The sequence below is a fragment of the Zarconia sp. genome (assembly GCF_057467645.1).
Map to the genome: position 1 here is coordinate 1 of NZ_JBRJXU010000179.1, position 17,528 is coordinate 17,528.

The following is a 17,528-nucleotide window of genomic DNA, read 5'->3' on the forward strand; positions in this document are numbered from 1 at the left end:
CCCGCGACCTCGACCTCGACCTCGATCTCGACCGCTCCCTCTCCCGCGACCTCGATCTCTCCCTCGCCCGCTCCCTCTCCCGCTCCCTCGACCTCGACCTCGACCTTGACCTCAAGCAAGCGCTGCAAACCCTCAAAAGCCAACTCCCCAATTCAGAAGGCAATCGAAAAACACGCCAACGGTGGTGGAAAGCCAAAGGCAAAGCCTGGAGAGAACAACTTAGGGCGGTGATGATTCAGCACCGCGATATCGGTCATGATTGGCAGTTTAGCGAAGTGCAAAAGGAACGGTTGCAGCAGTATTATGATGCCAACCAATTCCTCGTAGACTGCTTGAATAGCGATTGCTATGTTTCTCGTTCCGTGCGCGAAGAGATTGAGGCAAAGTTACTGTTGCCGGGGGGAAGTGGGTAGAGAAGGTAGGGCAAACTGAACCCACCCCTAACCCCTCCCAGGAGGGGAAGCACTGCTCTACCCAACCCCAATACTCACTCAAGCACTTTCTCGCAACTCGCAGGGTTCGAGACCATCAAGGGCGGCCAACACCTCCATTGCCGACCGGTAGCGTTCCCGGAAGTCGTAGCACACCATCTTATCGAGAACATCGGCAAACTGGGGACACACCTGAGCGTATTTGCGCCAACTGGGGTTTCCCGTTTTCGGGTTAACTTTGAGTTTGCGCGGAGAAACTCCCGTCAGCGCCTGAATCACTAGAATACCCACGGCGTAGAGGTCGCTGCACAACTGGGGAATACCGTAGGCTTGTTCGGGGGAGATGTAGTAGCGAGAGGTTCCCGCCAAGGAGACGGCCGTTGTCGTCTGGGTGGTGTTGCCCGTTTGAACCGTGCGAATTTCTTTAACCGCCCCAAAATCGATGGGGACGATTTTGCCATCTGCGGCGCGGCGAATCAGGTTATCGGGATGGAGATCGCGGTGGATGATGTTTTGCTGGTGAACGAAGCTCAAAATCTCCAAAATATTCCGCAACAGGGCGATCGCGTTGTCTTCTGCCCAGGCTTCCCCGGTGATGAGTTCGTGGCTGAGGGGTTGCCCTTCGATGAACTCGTGTACCAGGTAAAAATCGCCATCGTGTTCGAAACGGGCGAACAATTCCGGGATGCGATCGTGTTTGCCTAAATTCTGCAAGACTTTGGCTTCTCGCTGATATCGTTTCAGGGTATCGGCGGAATTGCTTTTGAGGCGCTTAATCACCACTAATCGACCATCGGGAACATCGGTATCTTCCGCCAGGTACGTGTGGGAAAATTCGCCATCGACTAAATGTTCGGTCATGAGATATCGCATTCGCAGGGTTTGGCCGAGTAAATCCCCTTGGGGCGCAACTGAGGGTTCGATCGCCTCCTCTGCGTCTTCTTCCCGTTCCATAACGCGGGTGATACTATCCCATAAATTTTTGCTTCTGACTTTTTCATCGGCGTTTAAAACCCCTGCATGTTGAAACACTTGGGTGAGGGAATCCCAAAGATGGTAAGCCACATATCGACTTAAATAACCGACGCTATATCCCCGCGCGGCAGCATCGTTTTGTTTGATTTCTTTGTAAGTCATGCCGTCGAGAACGCCCCGGACGATCGCTTTTTGCACGTTGTTGAGGGGTTCGCCGGTATGTTCCGCGACGAGGCGATCGAGAAGCTCGACGCATTTCTCGACATCAAAAGACTGATTCATCATGACAACTAAACGCTACAACTAAACTCTAAATTTAGATCGAATTTCGACGATTTATTTTTAACTAAAAAAGAGCGTTAACGTCAAGAGTATGAAATGTTTTTTTACCCGATTTTATAGCAATATGACTTTTATGAATTTCACGTATGAACTTTACGATCGCCCTAGCTCGAAGTCACAATCAAGGGATGATTTTAATGAATTGACATTCACCGAAAAGTATTGAATGATGCTTTCGTGGCAACAGGGTCTGAGATGATTTGAGTCGTGCGCGTGAAAGGATAGTTCAGGGTGCGCTCGAACTTTATTCTTAATTGTAGATAATATCGAGTCGATCGATATTTATCCAAGCTTCTCCGGAGCAACATATCGTCAAGAATCTCTGGGCGAGCCACCTCTAAGAAGTAGAAAGCAATGTCAGTCGGTCTTTAATTTGGGGCAATTTCGCCCGATTCAGAAATTTATCGTTCCCCTAGAGTTCGATCGAGTCAGTCAGCTTCTGGTCGATTGAAGGCTGAGGGCGAAATACTGGCAAATTGACCCCTCGAGTGAGGGAGACCTGCATAAGTGCTTCGATCGCAGACGTAGGTTAAAAATAATCGTTTCGATCGCTCGCTTTCGAGAGGAATTGATAGATTGACGCGATTTTCGATCCCGATTGTTCTCCCATGAGAATCTTAAAAAATTGTTGAGTATTTTTCAACAAATGCCATCGAAACCTATCGAGGATTATCCGACGCACGCTTCATGAATTCAGCCAAAGTCACCGCCATTGTCTTGTTTAGTTTACCCCTATGTTTCCAGGCCATTTTCCCCGATCGAAATCCCCTGACCCCCGACGAAAAATACCAACTGTGCGTGCGGTTGCCCTCCGATTCTCGCTGCGAACTGCATAAGTTCCCCAGCACCAGACGTACGTGGAATACAAGCAGCTCGATCGCCTGCTACGAGACGCTTTCTACTTTCAGTTTACGAATCACAGGAACTTAATCTACGATGACTTTTACTCAGAATTTCACCAAACTTTTGCCCATCGCCGTCCTCCTTCCTTCCCTACTCTTTCCCACCTCTGTTATCGCCGAAGAAGAACTCAGTGCCAGAGAGCGGTTTAATTTGTGTTCCGCCTTCCCCCTCAACTCTCGCTGCGAAGGCTATACCGCCCCAGTCGCCCTCAAACAGCGTCCGGGAACAGAGATGGTGTGCCATTACAACGCCGGTACCACGGAACGGACGGGTAAATGCAAACTCGAAATTAACGAGGGTAGAATGAGCGTTTACCAAGAATACGGCGAAAAAATAGATCTCCTCGACGATCGCCGGGATACCCAAGCCATCGAAGTCCTCGTTCCCGAAGTCTCCTCCCTTCAATATCGAGAAACCACCGAATCTGACTTGGGGGAAACCATCGGTTTGACGCTACTGTTCGGACTGCCGGGATTTTTGCTCAGTTCGCCGGATAAATTTGCCGAAATTAGCGTGGAATATACCCCGGAAGGAGAAGCGAATTCGTCGGTGGTGATGTTGATTGTCGAACGGGATGACGGACCGAATTTGAAGAATGCTTTAGAACAACTCACGGGACTCGAAGCCAAAATTATCCTCGAAAGCGAAGGCAGTGAAGGCGAGGAGTTCGAGAATGAGGAAGCCGAAGAACCCGCACCGGAGGCGATCGTCAATCCCACTCCCGAACCGACGGATTTAGAGGCGTTCTGCGAATCCTTCCCGGAAAATTCCCGCTGTACCTCGCGCTAAAGATATCGCGAAGGGTCGCTTCGGAAGCATAGAGAGAAACGGGAGAAATAGATATAGCAACCACCAGGGCGGTTAGGACAACGCCGGACAATTGTGTAATTAACCCGTGGTCTTTCCCCCGAAGCTCCCGAAGCCCCCGAAGCCCCTCCACTGAACTAACCCAAGTCAAAACCATGACGGATATTTTTGGAACTCCCTTCGACGACAGCTTATACGGCGAGATTGGCAACAATTCGATCGTCGGATTTGGCGGTGATGATTTCGTTTTTGGGGGTTCCCAACAAGATCTGATTTTTGGCAACTCCGGTTTGGATTTTCTGTCCGGTCGCGAGGGGGACGACACGATTTTAGCCGGTCGCGATAACGATTGGGTCCTGGGCGGTTTGGATAACGACGCGGTTTACGGCAACTTGGGGGCCGATGTTCTATTTGGTGGTGAGGGAAGCGATAGCATTTTTGGCGGTCGCGATGAAGATTCCCTCGTTGGTGGGGTTGGTAGCGACCTGCTTTCGGGGGATATCGGCCGAGATACTCTCATTGGTAGCAATCCCTCTGTGTTCAACTCCGGTGCGGGGGAAATCGATACCCTAACCGGAGGAGAAGGAGAAGACTTTTTCGTATTGGGCGATCGATTTGAGTCCTATTACACCAGTACCGGGCAGGCAGATTTCGCCCTGATTACCGATTACCGACCTGGTGAAGATACGATCGCCGTCTCCGATCCCACCACCATCACGACATCCAGTATTGCCCTGCCGGGATGGGGTACGGGGATGGGCATTTTTGAAACCGCCTCCGGCAGCAACGAATTAATTGCATTTTTGCCCGCCGTCACCGAAACCCCAGATTTATATAGCATCCAAACCGGGTACGGTGCGATCGATGCCTCTGCTGCCGTAGCCGCTGCCGTCGGACAACCCTCACCCTTCCCCGAAGTATTCGACGCCTTCGATCGTCCTTGGGGCATCAACCGCGTCAACGCGCCGGAGGTTTGGGCGCAAGGTCACACCGGAGAAGGGGTTGTGGTGGCTGTTCTCGATTCGGGAGTTGACTACAATCACCCGGATTTGGCGGGCAATATTTGGAGTAATACTGACGAAATCCCCGGCAACGGCATCGATGACGATCGCAATGGATATATCGATGACATTCGCGGTTGGGATTTTGTGAATCACGACAGCGACCCGAACGAAGTTTTTAGCCTCGCCCTCAATAGCCCCTACGGACACGGAACCCACGTTGCTGGCATCATTGCTGCGACTGATGATGGTCTGGGGGTGACCGGCGTGGCCCCGGATGCGACGATTATGCCGATTCGAGTGGTCGGTGGCGAAGTGGGGCTAGCGGGGGACGTGGCCCAGGGCATTCGCTACGCCGCAGACAACGGGGCTGATGTCATTAACTTGAGTTTGGGGGGTCGCTATTTTCCCGAAGCAGAAGATGCGATTCGATATGCCACGGAACGTGGGGTTGTCGTGGTGATGTCTTCGGGGAACGACGGGCGATCGCAACCGGCTTATCCCGCCCGAGATGCAGATAAATACGGGATTGCCGTGGGGGCGATCGACTTTTTCGATACGGTCCCGGAGTTTTCCAATGAAGCGGGAACAGCCCTCGATTACGTGGTGGCACCTGGCGTGGGGGTACGTTCGACCCAGCCGGGAAATCGCTACGGCCATTTGAGTGGCACTTCGTTTGCCGCCCCCCACGTTGCTGGCGTCGCGGCGTTGATGCTCGGTGCCAATCCCAATCTGACACCGACTCAGGTAGAGGGGATTATCGCGGACACGGCCGATCCGAGTGGGATTTTGGTATAGAAACCTTAAAAATGAAAAATTGGTAATCGGAACATCATGTTGCGGGTTTGAATGGGAGTTAAAAATCGATGGTCAGTCAGTTTGAATTTACAGCTTTTACGTTGGGTATCATTACAGGCTTAGCAAAAGACGATTGGATAATGAATGCAGTTGATATGAATAATTTAGCGATCGATAAAAATTCAAAATTGCCACCCAAGTTAGAAAGCTGCCTGGGGGATTTTATCGATAATTTGACTGATGGTAACGATGGGGAGAAGTTGCCGGAAACTCAGGACGATCGTCCCGCCCAATTGACGGCTGAAGTTGATGAGGATGCCCTATCTTATTTGGTGCGCGGGGCGATTAGCATTCAACTGGGGGATTTGATGGCTGGATTGGTCGATTACGATCGCGCCATCGAACTAGAACCGGAGCTGGCGATCGCCTATAACAGCCGGGGGTCGGTACGCTTGCAGTTATTGCAAGATCGAGAGGCAATCGACGATTACAACCGGGCGATCGAGCTCGATTCGAGCAATCCCGAATTTTACGCTAATCGGGGAATGGCATATTCTTTAATCGGGCAAATTCCTCGGGCTGTTTCCGATTTTAAACGGGCAATTTCGCTTTATCAAGTTCACAATGATTGGAGCAATACTCGCAAGTTGGAAAAGTTTGTGGGGAACCTGTGTCAGCAATATCGAATTTAAGGAATCACTGGGGAGTACTGGATTTTAGACTGAATGCTTACAGTCTGATTTCGTCATAGCTTCTAATTTTTGCACGCCGACCATATCGATCGCGTTGATTCAATCACAGTCGATCGATATTTTTTATTGATTGACTTTCATTGACTGAGTCTCTCTATTTTTCTTAAAAAAATAGGATTAAATATTTTTTTTATTGAGCTTTTCAAAAAAAACATGAGTTTTATGAATTGACGGTTGAGATCGAAAAACGCAATCATAGATTTAGTTCAATTTCAACGTTGAGAAAAAAGCAGTAGCCTCGCTGAAAAATAGAGAGTCTAGTTGATGCCGATCTGTTTTTGATTTAAATCGATCTGCAAAATCCATGAAACTCAAATCTAACGCATTCTGCAATCGCGGTTTCACCTTTTTAGAAGGTCTAACCACTCTGATTATTCTCGGAAGTTTTGCTGGTCTGTTATTCGGATTTTTAATACAAGCGAATTCTCCAGAGAAAACAGCAATCGTTAAAGTCAAGAATAAATATACGAAGAGTATGGGTGAATCTCCAAGCCAAAAGCGAGTAGACGTTCAGTTTGAAGACGGTTGTCATTCCGATGTCCTAATCGTGGAAAATGTTTGGCATTTTAAATCGAGCGTCCGGAATTCAGCAACTCTATACGCCAATCTCGACGTTGGTGAAACCTACGAACTGAAAGTTATTGAAAATCGAAATTCGTTTTGGACTAATTGGACTAATTTTCCTTACGTTACATCCATAACTCAACTCGATCGAGAAATTGACTGTCCTAAATCAAAGATTTGGCTAGAAAAATAGATCGTAAAAAATTGATGAATCAGAAGAGAACCTCATGAACGAACAATATACCCAACTGTACCAACGCATTCAAAATTTTTCCCTCGACGATTGCCCTGACAAATCGAGCTTCAGCCAGCGACTAGCTAGAGAAAATCACTGGAGTCTCGAATATGCCCAACGGGCGATCGCAGAATACAAAAAGTTTGCCTTTCTTGCAGTGGTTACCGAACATCCCGTCACCCCATCGAAACCCATCGATCGCGTTTGGCATCAGCATCTACTCCATACTCGTTCTTATTGGGATGAATTTTGCCCCCATGTGTTGCAAACGCCATTTCACCATCGACCGAGTGTGGGAGGCGACAGGGAACAAAGTCAATTTCAATCTCAATACCAGCAAACCTTAGATAGCTACAAGCTTTTCTTCGGGAAAATGCCGCCAGCAGATATTTGGAATTCCTTAGAAACTACCTCGTTGAAACTGCAATGGCGATCGCACCTCTGGAGGGTTTTCTCTAGTTTCCCCAAGCTGCGACAAACCATCGCCAAATTGCTCGCGAACGCCGAACCGATGGCAAGTTGCGATTGTGGCAGTTGTGGGGGGTATTCCGTTTCGATCGAATAGAAAACAACGCACAGAGATTAAAACCTCTTTACCATTCCCCATTCCCCATTCCCTATTCCCCCTTCCCCCATTAACGATGAAAAAATGGAACCTCAAACAACTCGCACTCACCGGAGGCCCTTGTCTGGCCGTTGCCGTGGGCATCATCCTCGACATTGCGGGGCAACCCACGGAAGCGGCGTGGACTGCGGCAGTGACCACCCTGTGCGCCGTCTGGTGGATTTTTGAACCCATCCCCATTCCCGCCACCTCCCTGATTCCCTTTGCCTTGTTCCCGTTTATCGGCGTTCTCGATCGCAAAGAGGTTTCCACCGCCTACGGACATCACCTGATTTTACTGATGATGGGCGGATTTATTCTCTCCACCGCCATGGAAAAAAGCGGAGCCCATCGCAGACTCGCCCTGGGAATGGTACGCCTGGTGGGGGGTGCGGGAGGACGCACCTTGGTACTCGGGTTCATGCTGGCATCGGCGTTCCTGAGTATGTGGATTTCCAACACCGCCACCACTCTAATGCTGCTTCCCGTTGCCACCGCCGTTCTCGAAAGCTGCCCGAACCGACGAGTCGCAACTCCCCTGCTACTGGGAGTCGCCTACGGGGCTAGTGTGGGGGGCATCGGTACCCCCATCGGTACGCCGCCGAACGTGGTGTTTATGGCCCAGTACGAAGAACTCACTGGAACGCCTTTCAGCTTTTTGGGATGGATGAAACTGGGGGTTCCGGTAGTGTTGGTGATGCTACCGGCGATTTGGCTGTGGTTGACGCGCAACCTGCGCGATGCCTCAAAACCGGAACTTCCGGAATTAGGAACCTGGCAAAGCGACGAAAAGCGGGTACTGATCGTATTTGCGATCGCCGCTTTGGCTTGGATGACACGCACGGAACCCTTTGGCGGCTGGAGTGCCTGGTTGAACCTGCCGGGGGTGGGCGATAGTACCGTGGCCTTGGTGATGGTGGTGGCGTTATTTATCTTATCCGACGGCAAAGGGGGCAAGTTACTCGATTGGGAAACGGCGGTTCGCATTCCCTGGGGATTGCTGCTGCTGTACGGAGGGGGAATTGCGATCGCCAATGGGTTCAAAGCCTCGGGATTGAGCGAATCTCTGGGTAACCTCCTCTCGGGACTTTCGGGATTACCGACGATGCTGATGATTCTCGGAATCTGTCTCGCGGTTACGTTCCTCACGGAAGTCACCAGCAATACGGCAACGACGACGCTACTGATGCCGCTATTGGGGGCTGCGGCTGTGGGGGCGAATCTTAACCCCACTCTGCTGATGGTTCCGGCGGCCATTAGTGCCAGTTGCGCGTTCATGCTACCCGTCGCCACTCCCCCTAATGCGATCGTCTACGGTACGGGTCAGTTTTCCGTCAATCGCATGGTTCGGGAAGGGTTGGTGTTGAATCTCCTCGGTGTCGTGGCGATTTCGATTCTCTGTTACGGCTTTTTGGGGAAGGGTTAATTAGGGAATGGGGGATTTTTAAGTAACAAGGGCGTTGTTGCATAAAAAGGAATTTGTCGCTCAAATGCTTTGCCCCTACAACCACGTCTCCTCTTCTTTCCGAATTCCGAATTCAACATTCTCCCCGTTCCTTCAAAAGGTTGATTTATGTCCAAAAATAGACGATCGCGCAGTATCTTTCAACGACCGCAGACTTACATTCTTCTGGTAGCAACGGGTGCGGGTTCGATCGGCTTTATATTTTGGGTGGGATTGCGATCGATCGCCTTGGGAATTGGAATCGCGATCGCCCTGGGAATGTGGACGGCTTGGGTTTGGCAGCTCAAATCCAGTCCGCTTCTAACGCCTAAGAAAACCCACGAGAACCTATTGGATATTGAGTGTTTTCAAAGACAACTCAGGCGTTTGGAAACAAAACTCGATGCGCCGTCATTACAGGAGTTAGAACGGGTTTTATTTTGGGTGCGAGAAACTCACGGGTTTGCGCAAAAAATTGCCGAAATCGAACCGGAACTGATTCCCTCTCTAATTGAGGCACTCTATACCATTTTGGCTTTAGCCGATCGGGCGATCGTGATGACACTGGCGAACCAACAAATCCGCACTTCAGCTTATCAGAAAATCGGGCAGCAAAATGTAAAAACGAGCTGCGATCGCATCCAAGCCACCCACCATCAATTGCAAGAATGTCACGATCGGATCGTTCTCGACGAAATCGGTAATAAATTTCCCGATGTAGAAGCGGTTTTTCCCGATCGCCTACAACTTTTACTCGTTCAAAATCAAACGGTCCTGCAAACCTCCACTGATTTAGATGAGCAATCGTAGTAACGCTCAGTTCTCTCCAATCATTTCAACAAACTCAGAATATCTAGCTTCATCATTCTCAGTTTCTTGGAAAGTATCATGCTCAAAAAAATTATTTTCTGGTTTTTTGTCGGATTTCTCTTAGTTTTTTTTTCAACTTCATTCCTTTCGCGGCTTCCCAACTCAGAAAATATAGTTCGATCGACGAGTCAAATTTTAGCAAAGGAAATATTACCCAAAATTTCAGTCAAAGCCGATTTTATTCCCGATGAAATTGCCCTCAACTACAGCACCGACAATATTGCCGAACCGCTTCCCGATCTCAATAGATACCCTCTCTACGGCGCGCAACCTTCAACAGACCCTAATACGGTTTACATCGAAATTTTTAGTTCCGCAGAAAAAGCCAATGGCAAAAAAATAGACGAACGCTGGTTAGTCGATGTTGCCGAAGCATTCAACCAGCAACAATTAACCACTAGCAGCCAACAAGTCATTCAAGTTGGCATTCGCAAAATTCCTTCGGGAGTGGGAGAACGAACCATCGCGGGGGGTGGCGCGCAACCGGCGGGATATACACCTTCTCACGGCTTATGGTTAAAAATGCTTAAAAGCAAAGGGATTAGCGTAAATCTAGTCACCGATCGTTTGCTTCCCAATAATGCTGGATTTGTCATTCAAAATCAACTCAAACAAGAAATTTGGGGTAATGAAGACGTAACTTTCGATCGCGTTCTCGATGCCATTCTTGCCGGAAAAATTACCGTCGGATATACCAATCCTTTTAGCAGTTCTACCGGTATGAATTTACTGCATACCTTATTGTGGCAGGCTGCCGGACATCATCAAGATGGCAAACCCCTTACCGCCACAGATTTACAATCCCCTCAAGTTCGCTCTGTTTTCGATGCTTTTCAAAAACAGGTCTTAATTACGGCATTAATTACCCCAGACTTGAAAAATATTGCCATTCGCGATCCGCAAAAACTACCGGCATTTGCCGTCAGCTATCTCGATTATTCCAGTCTCAAACAGTTACCGGAATTCGCTCAAACCAGCTACATCCCATTTGGCATTCCCCACAATAATCCCCTCGCCGGATTCTCCTGGAATACCCCCGCAGAACAAGAAGCCTTACAACGATTTGCCGAATTTGCTACCTCCGAACCCATGCAAAAACTCGCACCGGAGATGGGAAATGACGTTCTCAGTTACATCGAACGTTCGGATTTACCGAAACTGCCATCCGGAGATGTTTTAACCAAAGCGCAATCGTTCTGGAAGCTGCAAAAAGATGGCGATCGAACGGTGTATTTGATGGGAGTCATCGATACCAGTGGTTCGATGGAAGGAGAACCCTTAAATGCGGTGAAAGCGGGGTTGCAAATTGCCAGTCAAGAAATTAATTCCGGCAACTACTTCGGACTGATTACCTTTGATGAAAACCCACATTTTAAGTTGCCTCTCGCACCGTTCGATACCCTCCAACACCAACGTCTGCTTGCGGCGATCGATTATCTTCGCGCCGATGGCAGTACGGGAATGTACGATGCCATGATGGTGGGTTTATCGGAGTTGATGAAATACCAAAAATACGATCCGAACGGTCGATTTTATCTACTGGTTTTAACCGATGGGGAAACCAACCGAGGATTTAAGTTTGAGAGTGTGAGAAATATTATCCAAGACAGTGGCGTGCGCGTTTATCCCATTGCCTATGGGGATGTAAATCGATCGGAACTCGATGAAATTGCCGCGTTGCGAGAATCAACGGTGAAATTGGGAACCCCCGAAAACGTGCAAGGGTTGCTCAAAGGTTTGTTTCAAACGAATTTGTAGTGCTTTTTTCGTTCGAGATCGAGATAGAAGCATGTAGAGGTTTCCATAAGTTTTAGGTAAGCATTCAGCCGTTATCTAAATTGAAATCTTAAGTTCCCCGTCAAACGGGAGATTTAGGGGGAGCTTTTGTCTCTTATTTTTCGATAAATGCTACATCGCTATCTCACTGAAAAATTCCCTTATTCTCACCCTGATTTCTGAAATATTAACAATAGTGCTGTCTCTATTTTACTCGTTAATTTTTGCCAAGGAGGTTCTGTAATGAATCAGCTCGATCGTATTTTGCTTCAAATTTTAGGCATTGGCTTTCTTAGCTTTCTGCTTGCTGGAGTTGTGCTCAGCTTTGTCTTTCCCATTCCCAGCCAAATAATTATCATCGATCGCAGTTATTGCGCGCAAAATCGATGGCAATTCGTCGTCGCCACTTACACCCAACTGTATCGCCAACACCAACAAAAACGCTTGCAACTCGATCGCGTCATTCTCTTGAACGATTGGGGAGAAGAAATATTAGAAAATCCCCTCACTCCAGAAGAACTCCAAAACCTGCGCACCTACGGTCGATCGAACCTTCCTCGTCAAATTCAATTGGAGAAAGCTAATCGGAATTTAAAAATTCTCAACTGTCAGGCGAAAATTTAATTCACAGAAAAATGATAAAAATTAAACTTAGATATGTTTGGGTTGGCTTAATATTATTTTTGCTAACTTTTATCCCTGTCGTGAGTCTCGCTCAAGATTCCACGCCATTTTATTGGGATTCGATCGATGTTGAAATGAACGTCCAATAAAATGGCGATATGCTCGTCAGAGTCTTTCCGATTTTTGAGTGTAATGATACCAGTGCGAAACGTTGTATTTCCGGCACGTTCCTATCTAATGTGGAGAACGAATCTGCAACAGCCGATCGCCTCCTTTCTGAAACTCATAGCGAACCGATCGCACTTCAAAAGAATAACCCCGTCGTTCCAACTCCATGGCGATCGGCTCGAATCTCGGGGATAGTTTACCGGAAATATCTAAAATCGGAAAAATCCGCACCTCCCGCGCCACTCGACATAACTCAACGATCGAATCCAGATGAAATTCCGTTGAAAGCAGGTCGGAATAGGTAAATAACAAATGGCTGCACAATGCCAAATCGAACTGACCGTCCCGGAACGGTAAATTGGGTAACTCGGCACTGACGTAGCGGTTTCGATCGACTTCCCCCGAACTATCTCCCCCAAAATCCGCCAGAAATGCCTCCATCGCCGCCATCCGCACCCGTCCGAGTTCCTCGGGAGACGCAATCTCTTGCCAAACGTAGTCGTCGCGGCTGGCGTTTACCCCCTCAATCACCGTAGCGTAGGTGTCTTGGATGCGCTGGCGGATTTCGTCTGCCGAAAACTGATAAATCGGATCGCACGATATTACAGGGTATCCTCGATCGCGCATCCCGGCATTAAAACTCGCCGGCCCTCCGGCACAATCGAGAATCGACCCTTGCAAATCCCCATCCGTGAGGGCAAACATCCGCCGGTATTCCTCAAAGCTGCGTCCCCAGGGAATAACGTTTTTGAGCTGTAAAGCCATATTTTTTTGGGCGAATGTGGGTTTCGGAGGCAAGGAAGAGTGTAATGGACAATTGATAATGGGTTAATTACGATACTCTTTCCCCACACCCCACACCCTATTCCCCCATTCCCCCTAATGACTCGCGGCAATCTCGCTACCTTCACTTTGCTTGAGCTTCGGCGACAATCGATCGAGGGCTTGGGTGACGAACGATCGCACGAAGGCAGTGCGCTGATTTTCCTGAAATACCCCTTTGACGATTTCCGTCAGCTTGTCCAAATTCAGCCCTTTCTCGCCGTCAACGGCAACCTCCTGCTGCTGGAAATACTCGATGAGACTCAACCCGACGATGCGCGTCAGATAGGCGGCGCTGATGCCCTGTACCGCCCCACCGGCAAGGTACGTCACGGCGTTGGTTTTGAGCATGGCGGTAATGGTTTGAGTAGACAGTTCCACCAATCCCAATTTCACCATCAAACTGCCCAGGCTGGCGGCGGTGACTTTGGCTTGTTCGAGGGAAAACTTCTGCTGGTAAATTTCCCCCAAATCCATCACCAACTGACCGCTAACGGCCCCAGTTGCTAGTAAATCCAAGGCGGGGACGGGGTTGGCAATCGCGGCGGCAGCGGCGATCCACTGATATTGGGTCATAATTGGCAAGGCTCGATCGCGCCGCAGTTGGTTTAGCTGCTGTTTGATTTCCCCTTGTAATGCTTTGGCTTGCCGCAGAGTCGTCGCATACACCAATTCCCGCGCTTCCCGAGTCAGAATCGATTCCAGGCGTTGAGTGAGGGGGTCGATTTGCGGGGTTTGGGCTTCGAGACGTTCGGTGACGGAGTTATCCGCTTGATACTGGCGCACTTTCACCGGCGCGGGGGAGGCAGCGATCGCCACCACGTTTTCCCCATCCAGGAGTCCCTGCATCCGAGACTGAAGTTGTTGCAACAACCCGGCGCGATCGTCGGTGGGACATTGGTCTTGTTTGTTCCACACCAGCAGGGTTTTATATCCAGCCCCTTTGAGTTGTTCGATGGCTTGAAATTCCGGCGCGGTGATATCTCCCGTCACCAGGAATAACACCAAGTCGGCATTTAAATCCGTGGGTAAAGATGCCGTTTCTTCGCTACCGAACAGGGCGGGAATTTCGGTGAAATTGCATTCGAGATTTTTGTCGGAAAAAGCCGAGGCTAGCTGTTTTTGCAAGCTCGTTTTACCGACCGATTTCCCCCCAGCAACGGCAATCTGCATCCCGGTGCGATCGAGGTTGGTTTTGAGGCAATCGAGGGCTTTGGCGAACGTCGAGATGGAAGTCGTCACTTCGGGATGGGGATTCTCTAATTTTTCCGTTTCGGCAACCAATCCGTCGAGGGTCGCTTGGGTTTGGGCGATCGCCTTATCGACGGCAGTGCGATCGACGATAACTGGCAGCGGACTCAAATCCAGTTCGGGAACCCGAGGACGCAACAACCACGCCCCAGCCCCGACGGCGATCGCCCCTAGAATCCCAAATTCGCTCATGTCTGTGCGATCGAGACCTTCCCACAGCGCTAGCATCGCCGATAAGCCAATTCCGCCTACTAATATCGGTCGCTGCAATTTGCCAGCCATAAAACTATCTCCCAGCTTTGTTTGGAGTGCGTTAGGTTTTTCCCTCAAACGTGCAGACGACCCTGGGATGAGTATCAATTTTGGCAATGTCGATCGGAGATGGTCTGTCTACTCATGGTCAGGAAAATGACATTGATGATGTTCGTGCGATCGTGACACCCAAACGACGTTTTAAACATCAATTACACATCAAAACTTCTTGCACTTTTGCTCATTTTACCGAGAATTGGGGGGATTTCGCGGCGGCGCATTCCCCCATAGAAAGTTCGGATTTCCCTAGATTCGATCTTCAACCCGGCTCTGGGCTTGACTGCGAACGCACTTGACAAAACCGAATCGCGCAATGATGCAAGAGACATCTCGGGCCAAAGGATTAAGGGGGAAAGCCAGAAGCCATTCATGACTTCGGTCTAGAAATTGTCGGAATTTTTTATTTCTGGAGGTGTCTAATGACTTCAGTATAAAGAGCGCTCAGATTCGAAGCCACACTCTCCCAACTGAAATATTGGACAACCCGCGCTCTTGCAGCGCGTCCCAATTCCTCTTGCCACGCGGTGTCTCCCAAGATGCGATCGATGGCACAGGCCCAAGCTTTATCTGCTTGAGGGGGAACCAACAAACCCGTTTCCCCATCGACGATACTATACTGCAAGCCACCCACCTTGGATGCCACCACGGGTGTCCGGCAGGCCATGGCTTCGAGAGCCACCAAGCCAAACGGTTCGTAATGGCTGGGCACCGCGCACACATCGGCGGCGGCGTAGTAGGCGCTCATCAGTTCGTCCGGTATCCGACCGGGAAAATGAGTCAGCGATCGCAACCCTAATTCATCGACGATGCCTTCGATGCGCTCTCGCTCTTTTCCGTCGGCGAATCCGGGCCGGGAACCTCCCCCGATCATCAATTGTAGGTTCGCGTTATCCCGGAGTTGAGACAAACCGATGGCTCGTACGAGGGTTTCAATTCCTTTACGGGGATCGAAGCGCCCGACGTAAAATACAATTTTGGCATTCGGATCGAGTCCGAGTTTCTGACGGGCCTCAAATTTCGGAATCGATCCAAATCGCTCGATATCCGTTCCGCAGGGTATGACGTCGATATTTCCTTTTTGCGTCACCAACGAGTGCATATCTTCCACTTCCTGGGTGCTGGTGGCGATCGCTCGCTCGACGGTTTCAATACAGTTTTTTTCCGTTTCCAAGCGAATCTTGGCGATCGGAGGTTTCGAGGCGACGGCGCGATATTTGACCGCTCCTAGGGAGTGATGGGTATGAACTTGGGCGATATTTTGATGTTTTTTCAACGCCATACCCACCCACGCTGATAGCCAATAATTGGTATGAACTAATGGATATTTAAAACCAGAGCGCTCTTGAAATACCAGCCATTCATCGACAAATGCGGGTAAATAATCGAACAGCCGATCCCTGGGAATAAAATCCTCGGGACCGGCGGTCAATCGAATGGTGCGACAATTGGGACGATGTTCGACGATCGAGGGTTGTTCGCGATGGCTCTTGCGCGTGAACATTTCCACTTGCCATCCTTGTTCGGCTAGAGCTTCGCCCACGTGACGGACGTAAACGTTCTGACCCCCGGCTTCTTCCTTACCAATTTCTACCGCAGGATCGCCGTGAACGGAAACTAGTGCAATATGTTGCTTAACAGAAGCCATAGTTTTACGTTTACTTGAAATACTGCTTAAAATACTGCTCTCATCGGATGATACTTTTAAGCATACAACCGATGAGAGCCTCTATAAGAGTAAGCTCAACGCCATCGCTCCCCGTACCGACGATAGAAATCTAAACCAACTGTCTCAAACTTTAAAGTTAAAGTTCCACTTGCTTGAAGGCAATGTCTCCTAACGCGCTAGCGATCTCCATCGATGCTGACTCATTCTGAGGTGGCTTCATCGGAGGAGTCGCTCGGCGGAGCGGTTACAGCTTGTTTGGCTTCTTCTCGTTCTTGACGCTTTTTGCGATCGGCTTTAAGAATATCTTCCATGACGATCTGAGCTTGCAGCATTTTCTCCAAATTGCTTCGGTACAGCTCCAGATCTTTCTGGGTTTTCTCTGAGGAAATCCCTAGTTTGGTGCAAACTGACTGGAGTGCTTCTTCGAGGCGATTTTCGTCTTTCACCAACGTCTCATCGCTCAATTCGAGGAAAACGTATAACCCGATTGCAAACAAGCGACTGTACTTAAAGTTCGTGGCTGCAGCGATTTCCTCAACGACTTTTGAGAGTTGACTGGCTTTTTCTGGAGACCCCGAGCCATTGAGAACGGATATCGCTTCTTCCGCAGACAGGTCAGCAGCCAGAGATTCTAGGGATTGGGCATCTTGACGGTACTGCTGGGGATCGACTCCCAAAGCCCGCGCGAGGGCTTGGAAAATCGAATCCTTGTCGGCTTCGGGCCGGTAACCTTGCATGAAGCGATTGTATGACGATACAACTCCCAAGGCGTAGATGGGATCGTACTTAAAATCGACGTTAACCGATAGCAAGTGCATTTCCACCATCAATTCTTCTACAACCCGACGATAAATCGAATTAATCGGACGGGTGTGAACTTGGTAAAAAGCTCTTTTGGTGTCTGATACAGTAGGGACGTTATCCACAGGACAAAATATAGGGATTTATTGACTTTCATTCTCCCCTTTGGCTCTCCTTTTGCCAAGATAGAGATGGGGATCGCCGATCGAGTGAACCGATGGGCTGACTTCTGACAGAGGGTCGATGGCTCTGTTTCCTGTTCCAAATGCGACTTGTCGGTTTACCTTTTTCTTTGGCTCTAGACAATTTTGGGGTTAGGGAAGAGAAGCTAGGCGCGACCGCGTTTAACAATGGGAATACTCACCAACGGTCGCGAAGATCG

At 49.4% G+C, this 17,528-nt stretch carries 16 protein-coding genes; 11 read left to right on the forward strand and 5 right to left on the reverse strand.

Features of this window, described 5'->3' with window-relative positions:
* Positions 1–413, forward strand: a 413-nt coding sequence (locus AC2215_RS26670; protein WP_486813071.1) for an NACHT C-terminal helical domain 2-containing protein, incomplete at its 5' end; no start/stop codon positions are given.
* A gap of 78 nt (positions 414–491) precedes the next feature.
* On the opposite strand, the gene AC2215_RS26675 is transcribed toward AC2215_RS26670, so the two are convergent.
* A complete protein-coding gene (locus AC2215_RS26675) occupies positions 492–1,691 on the reverse strand; it encodes a protein kinase domain-containing protein (RefSeq protein ID WP_486813072.1) in 1,200 nt (399 codons plus the stop codon).
* A gap of 744 nt (positions 1,692–2,435) precedes the next feature.
* Between AC2215_RS26675 and AC2215_RS26680 the strand changes: the two genes are divergently transcribed.
* The 10 genes from AC2215_RS26680 to AC2215_RS26725 all read left to right on the forward strand — a co-directional run bounded on the left by AC2215_RS26680 (position 2,436) and on the right by AC2215_RS26725 (position 12,126).
* Positions 2,436–2,678: a hypothetical protein gene (locus AC2215_RS26680; protein WP_486813073.1), complete on the forward strand. Its 243-nt coding sequence runs from the start codon at positions 2,436–2,438 to the stop codon at positions 2,676–2,678.
* 6 nt (positions 2,679–2,684) lie between these two features.
* Positions 2,685–3,440: a hypothetical protein gene (locus tag AC2215_RS26685; RefSeq protein ID WP_486813074.1), complete on the forward strand. Its 756-nt coding sequence runs from the start codon at positions 2,685–2,687 to the stop codon at positions 3,438–3,440.
* Positions 3,441–3,613: 173 nt separating this feature from the next.
* Positions 3,614–5,257 carry a S8 family serine peptidase gene (locus tag AC2215_RS26690; RefSeq protein WP_486813075.1) on the forward strand — a complete coding sequence of 548 codons (1,644 nt, stop codon included), beginning with the start codon at positions 3,614–3,616 and terminating at the stop codon, positions 5,255–5,257.
* Between the two features lie 68 nt (positions 5,258–5,325).
* Positions 5,326–5,949: a tetratricopeptide repeat protein gene (locus AC2215_RS26695; RefSeq protein WP_486813076.1), complete on the forward strand. Its 624-nt coding sequence runs from the start codon at positions 5,326–5,328 to the stop codon at positions 5,947–5,949.
* Between the two features lie 364 nt (positions 5,950–6,313).
* Complete coding sequence (locus tag AC2215_RS26700) at positions 6,314–6,766, forward strand: hypothetical protein (RefSeq protein ID WP_486813077.1); 453 nt, start codon at positions 6,314–6,316, stop codon at positions 6,764–6,766.
* Positions 6,767–6,800: 34 nt separating this feature from the next.
* The gene (locus AC2215_RS26705; protein WP_486813078.1) at positions 6,801–7,373 is read left to right on the forward strand and encodes a glycine-rich domain-containing protein; all 573 of its coding nucleotides are present in this window, start codon (positions 6,801–6,803) and stop codon (positions 7,371–7,373) included.
* Positions 7,374–7,449: 76 nt separating this feature from the next.
* Positions 7,450–8,838 carry an SLC13 family permease gene (locus AC2215_RS26710; protein WP_486813079.1) on the forward strand — a complete coding sequence of 463 codons (1,389 nt, stop codon included), beginning with the start codon at positions 7,450–7,452 and terminating at the stop codon, positions 8,836–8,838.
* A gap of 147 nt (positions 8,839–8,985) precedes the next feature.
* The gene (locus AC2215_RS26715; RefSeq protein ID WP_486813080.1) at positions 8,986–9,666 is read left to right on the forward strand and encodes a hypothetical protein; all 681 of its coding nucleotides are present in this window, start codon (positions 8,986–8,988) and stop codon (positions 9,664–9,666) included.
* Between the two features lie 78 nt (positions 9,667–9,744).
* A complete protein-coding gene (locus AC2215_RS26720; RefSeq protein WP_486813081.1) occupies positions 9,745–11,484 on the forward strand; it encodes a vWA domain-containing protein in 1,740 nt (579 codons plus the stop codon).
* A 261-nt stretch (positions 11,485–11,745) separates the two neighbouring features.
* A complete protein-coding gene (locus AC2215_RS26725; RefSeq protein WP_486813082.1) occupies positions 11,746–12,126 on the forward strand; it encodes a hypothetical protein in 381 nt (126 codons plus the stop codon).
* Between the two features lie 234 nt (positions 12,127–12,360).
* Here the strand turns inward: AC2215_RS26725 and AC2215_RS26730 are convergent, their stop codons facing one another.
* The 4 genes from AC2215_RS26730 to psb29 form a co-directional block, all read right to left on the reverse strand.
* Positions 12,361–13,059 (reverse strand): SAM-dependent methyltransferase, encoded by a 699-nt coding sequence (locus AC2215_RS26730; RefSeq protein WP_486813083.1) that lies wholly within the window; start codon positions 13,057–13,059, stop codon positions 12,361–12,363.
* Between the two features lie 114 nt (positions 13,060–13,173).
* Positions 13,174–14,649 carry a slr1306 family protein gene (locus AC2215_RS26735; protein ID WP_486813084.1) on the reverse strand — a complete coding sequence of 492 codons (1,476 nt, stop codon included), beginning with the start codon at positions 14,647–14,649 and terminating at the stop codon, positions 13,174–13,176.
* Between the two features lie 430 nt (positions 14,650–15,079).
* Entirely contained in the window at positions 15,080–16,324 is a 1,245-nt protein-coding gene (locus AC2215_RS26740; RefSeq protein WP_486813085.1) for a glycosyltransferase, read from the reverse strand.
* Between the two features lie 221 nt (positions 16,325–16,545).
* The gene (gene psb29 / locus AC2215_RS26745; protein WP_486813086.1) at positions 16,546–17,271 is read right to left on the reverse strand and encodes a photosystem II biogenesis protein Psp29; all 726 of its coding nucleotides are present in this window, start codon (positions 17,269–17,271) and stop codon (positions 16,546–16,548) included.
* Between the last annotated feature and the right edge of the window lie 257 nt (positions 17,272–17,528).

What these genes read in the sequence shown, in the direction of transcription:
- AC2215_RS26675 (WP_486813072.1), bottom strand. Translation starts at nt 1,691, where the DNA reads ATGATGAATCAGTCTTTTGATGTCGAGAAATGCGTCGAGCTTCTCGAT.
- AC2215_RS26680 (WP_486813073.1), top strand. Translation starts at nt 2,436, where the DNA reads ATGAATTCAGCCAAAGTCACCGCCATTGTCTTGTTTAGTTTACCCCTA.
- AC2215_RS26685 (WP_486813074.1), top strand. Translation starts at nt 2,685, where the DNA reads ATGACTTTTACTCAGAATTTCACCAAACTTTTGCCCATCGCCGTCCTC.
- AC2215_RS26690 (WP_486813075.1), top strand. Translation starts at nt 3,614, where the DNA reads ATGACGGATATTTTTGGAACTCCCTTCGACGACAGCTTATACGGCGAG.
- AC2215_RS26695 (WP_486813076.1), top strand. Translation starts at nt 5,326, where the DNA reads ATGGTCAGTCAGTTTGAATTTACAGCTTTTACGTTGGGTATCATTACA.
- AC2215_RS26700 (WP_486813077.1), top strand. Translation starts at nt 6,314, where the DNA reads ATGAAACTCAAATCTAACGCATTCTGCAATCGCGGTTTCACCTTTTTA.
- AC2215_RS26705 (WP_486813078.1), top strand. Translation starts at nt 6,801, where the DNA reads ATGAACGAACAATATACCCAACTGTACCAACGCATTCAAAATTTTTCC.
- AC2215_RS26710 (WP_486813079.1), top strand. Translation starts at nt 7,450, where the DNA reads ATGAAAAAATGGAACCTCAAACAACTCGCACTCACCGGAGGCCCTTGT.
- AC2215_RS26715 (WP_486813080.1), top strand. Translation starts at nt 8,986, where the DNA reads ATGTCCAAAAATAGACGATCGCGCAGTATCTTTCAACGACCGCAGACT.
- AC2215_RS26720 (WP_486813081.1), top strand. Translation starts at nt 9,745, where the DNA reads ATGCTCAAAAAAATTATTTTCTGGTTTTTTGTCGGATTTCTCTTAGTT.
- AC2215_RS26725 (WP_486813082.1), top strand. Translation starts at nt 11,746, where the DNA reads ATGAATCAGCTCGATCGTATTTTGCTTCAAATTTTAGGCATTGGCTTT.
- AC2215_RS26730 (WP_486813083.1), bottom strand. Translation starts at nt 13,059, where the DNA reads ATGGCTTTACAGCTCAAAAACGTTATTCCCTGGGGACGCAGCTTTGAG.
- AC2215_RS26735 (WP_486813084.1), bottom strand. Translation starts at nt 14,649, where the DNA reads ATGGCTGGCAAATTGCAGCGACCGATATTAGTAGGCGGAATTGGCTTA.
- AC2215_RS26740 (WP_486813085.1), bottom strand. Translation starts at nt 16,324, where the DNA reads ATGGCTTCTGTTAAGCAACATATTGCACTAGTTTCCGTTCACGGCGAT.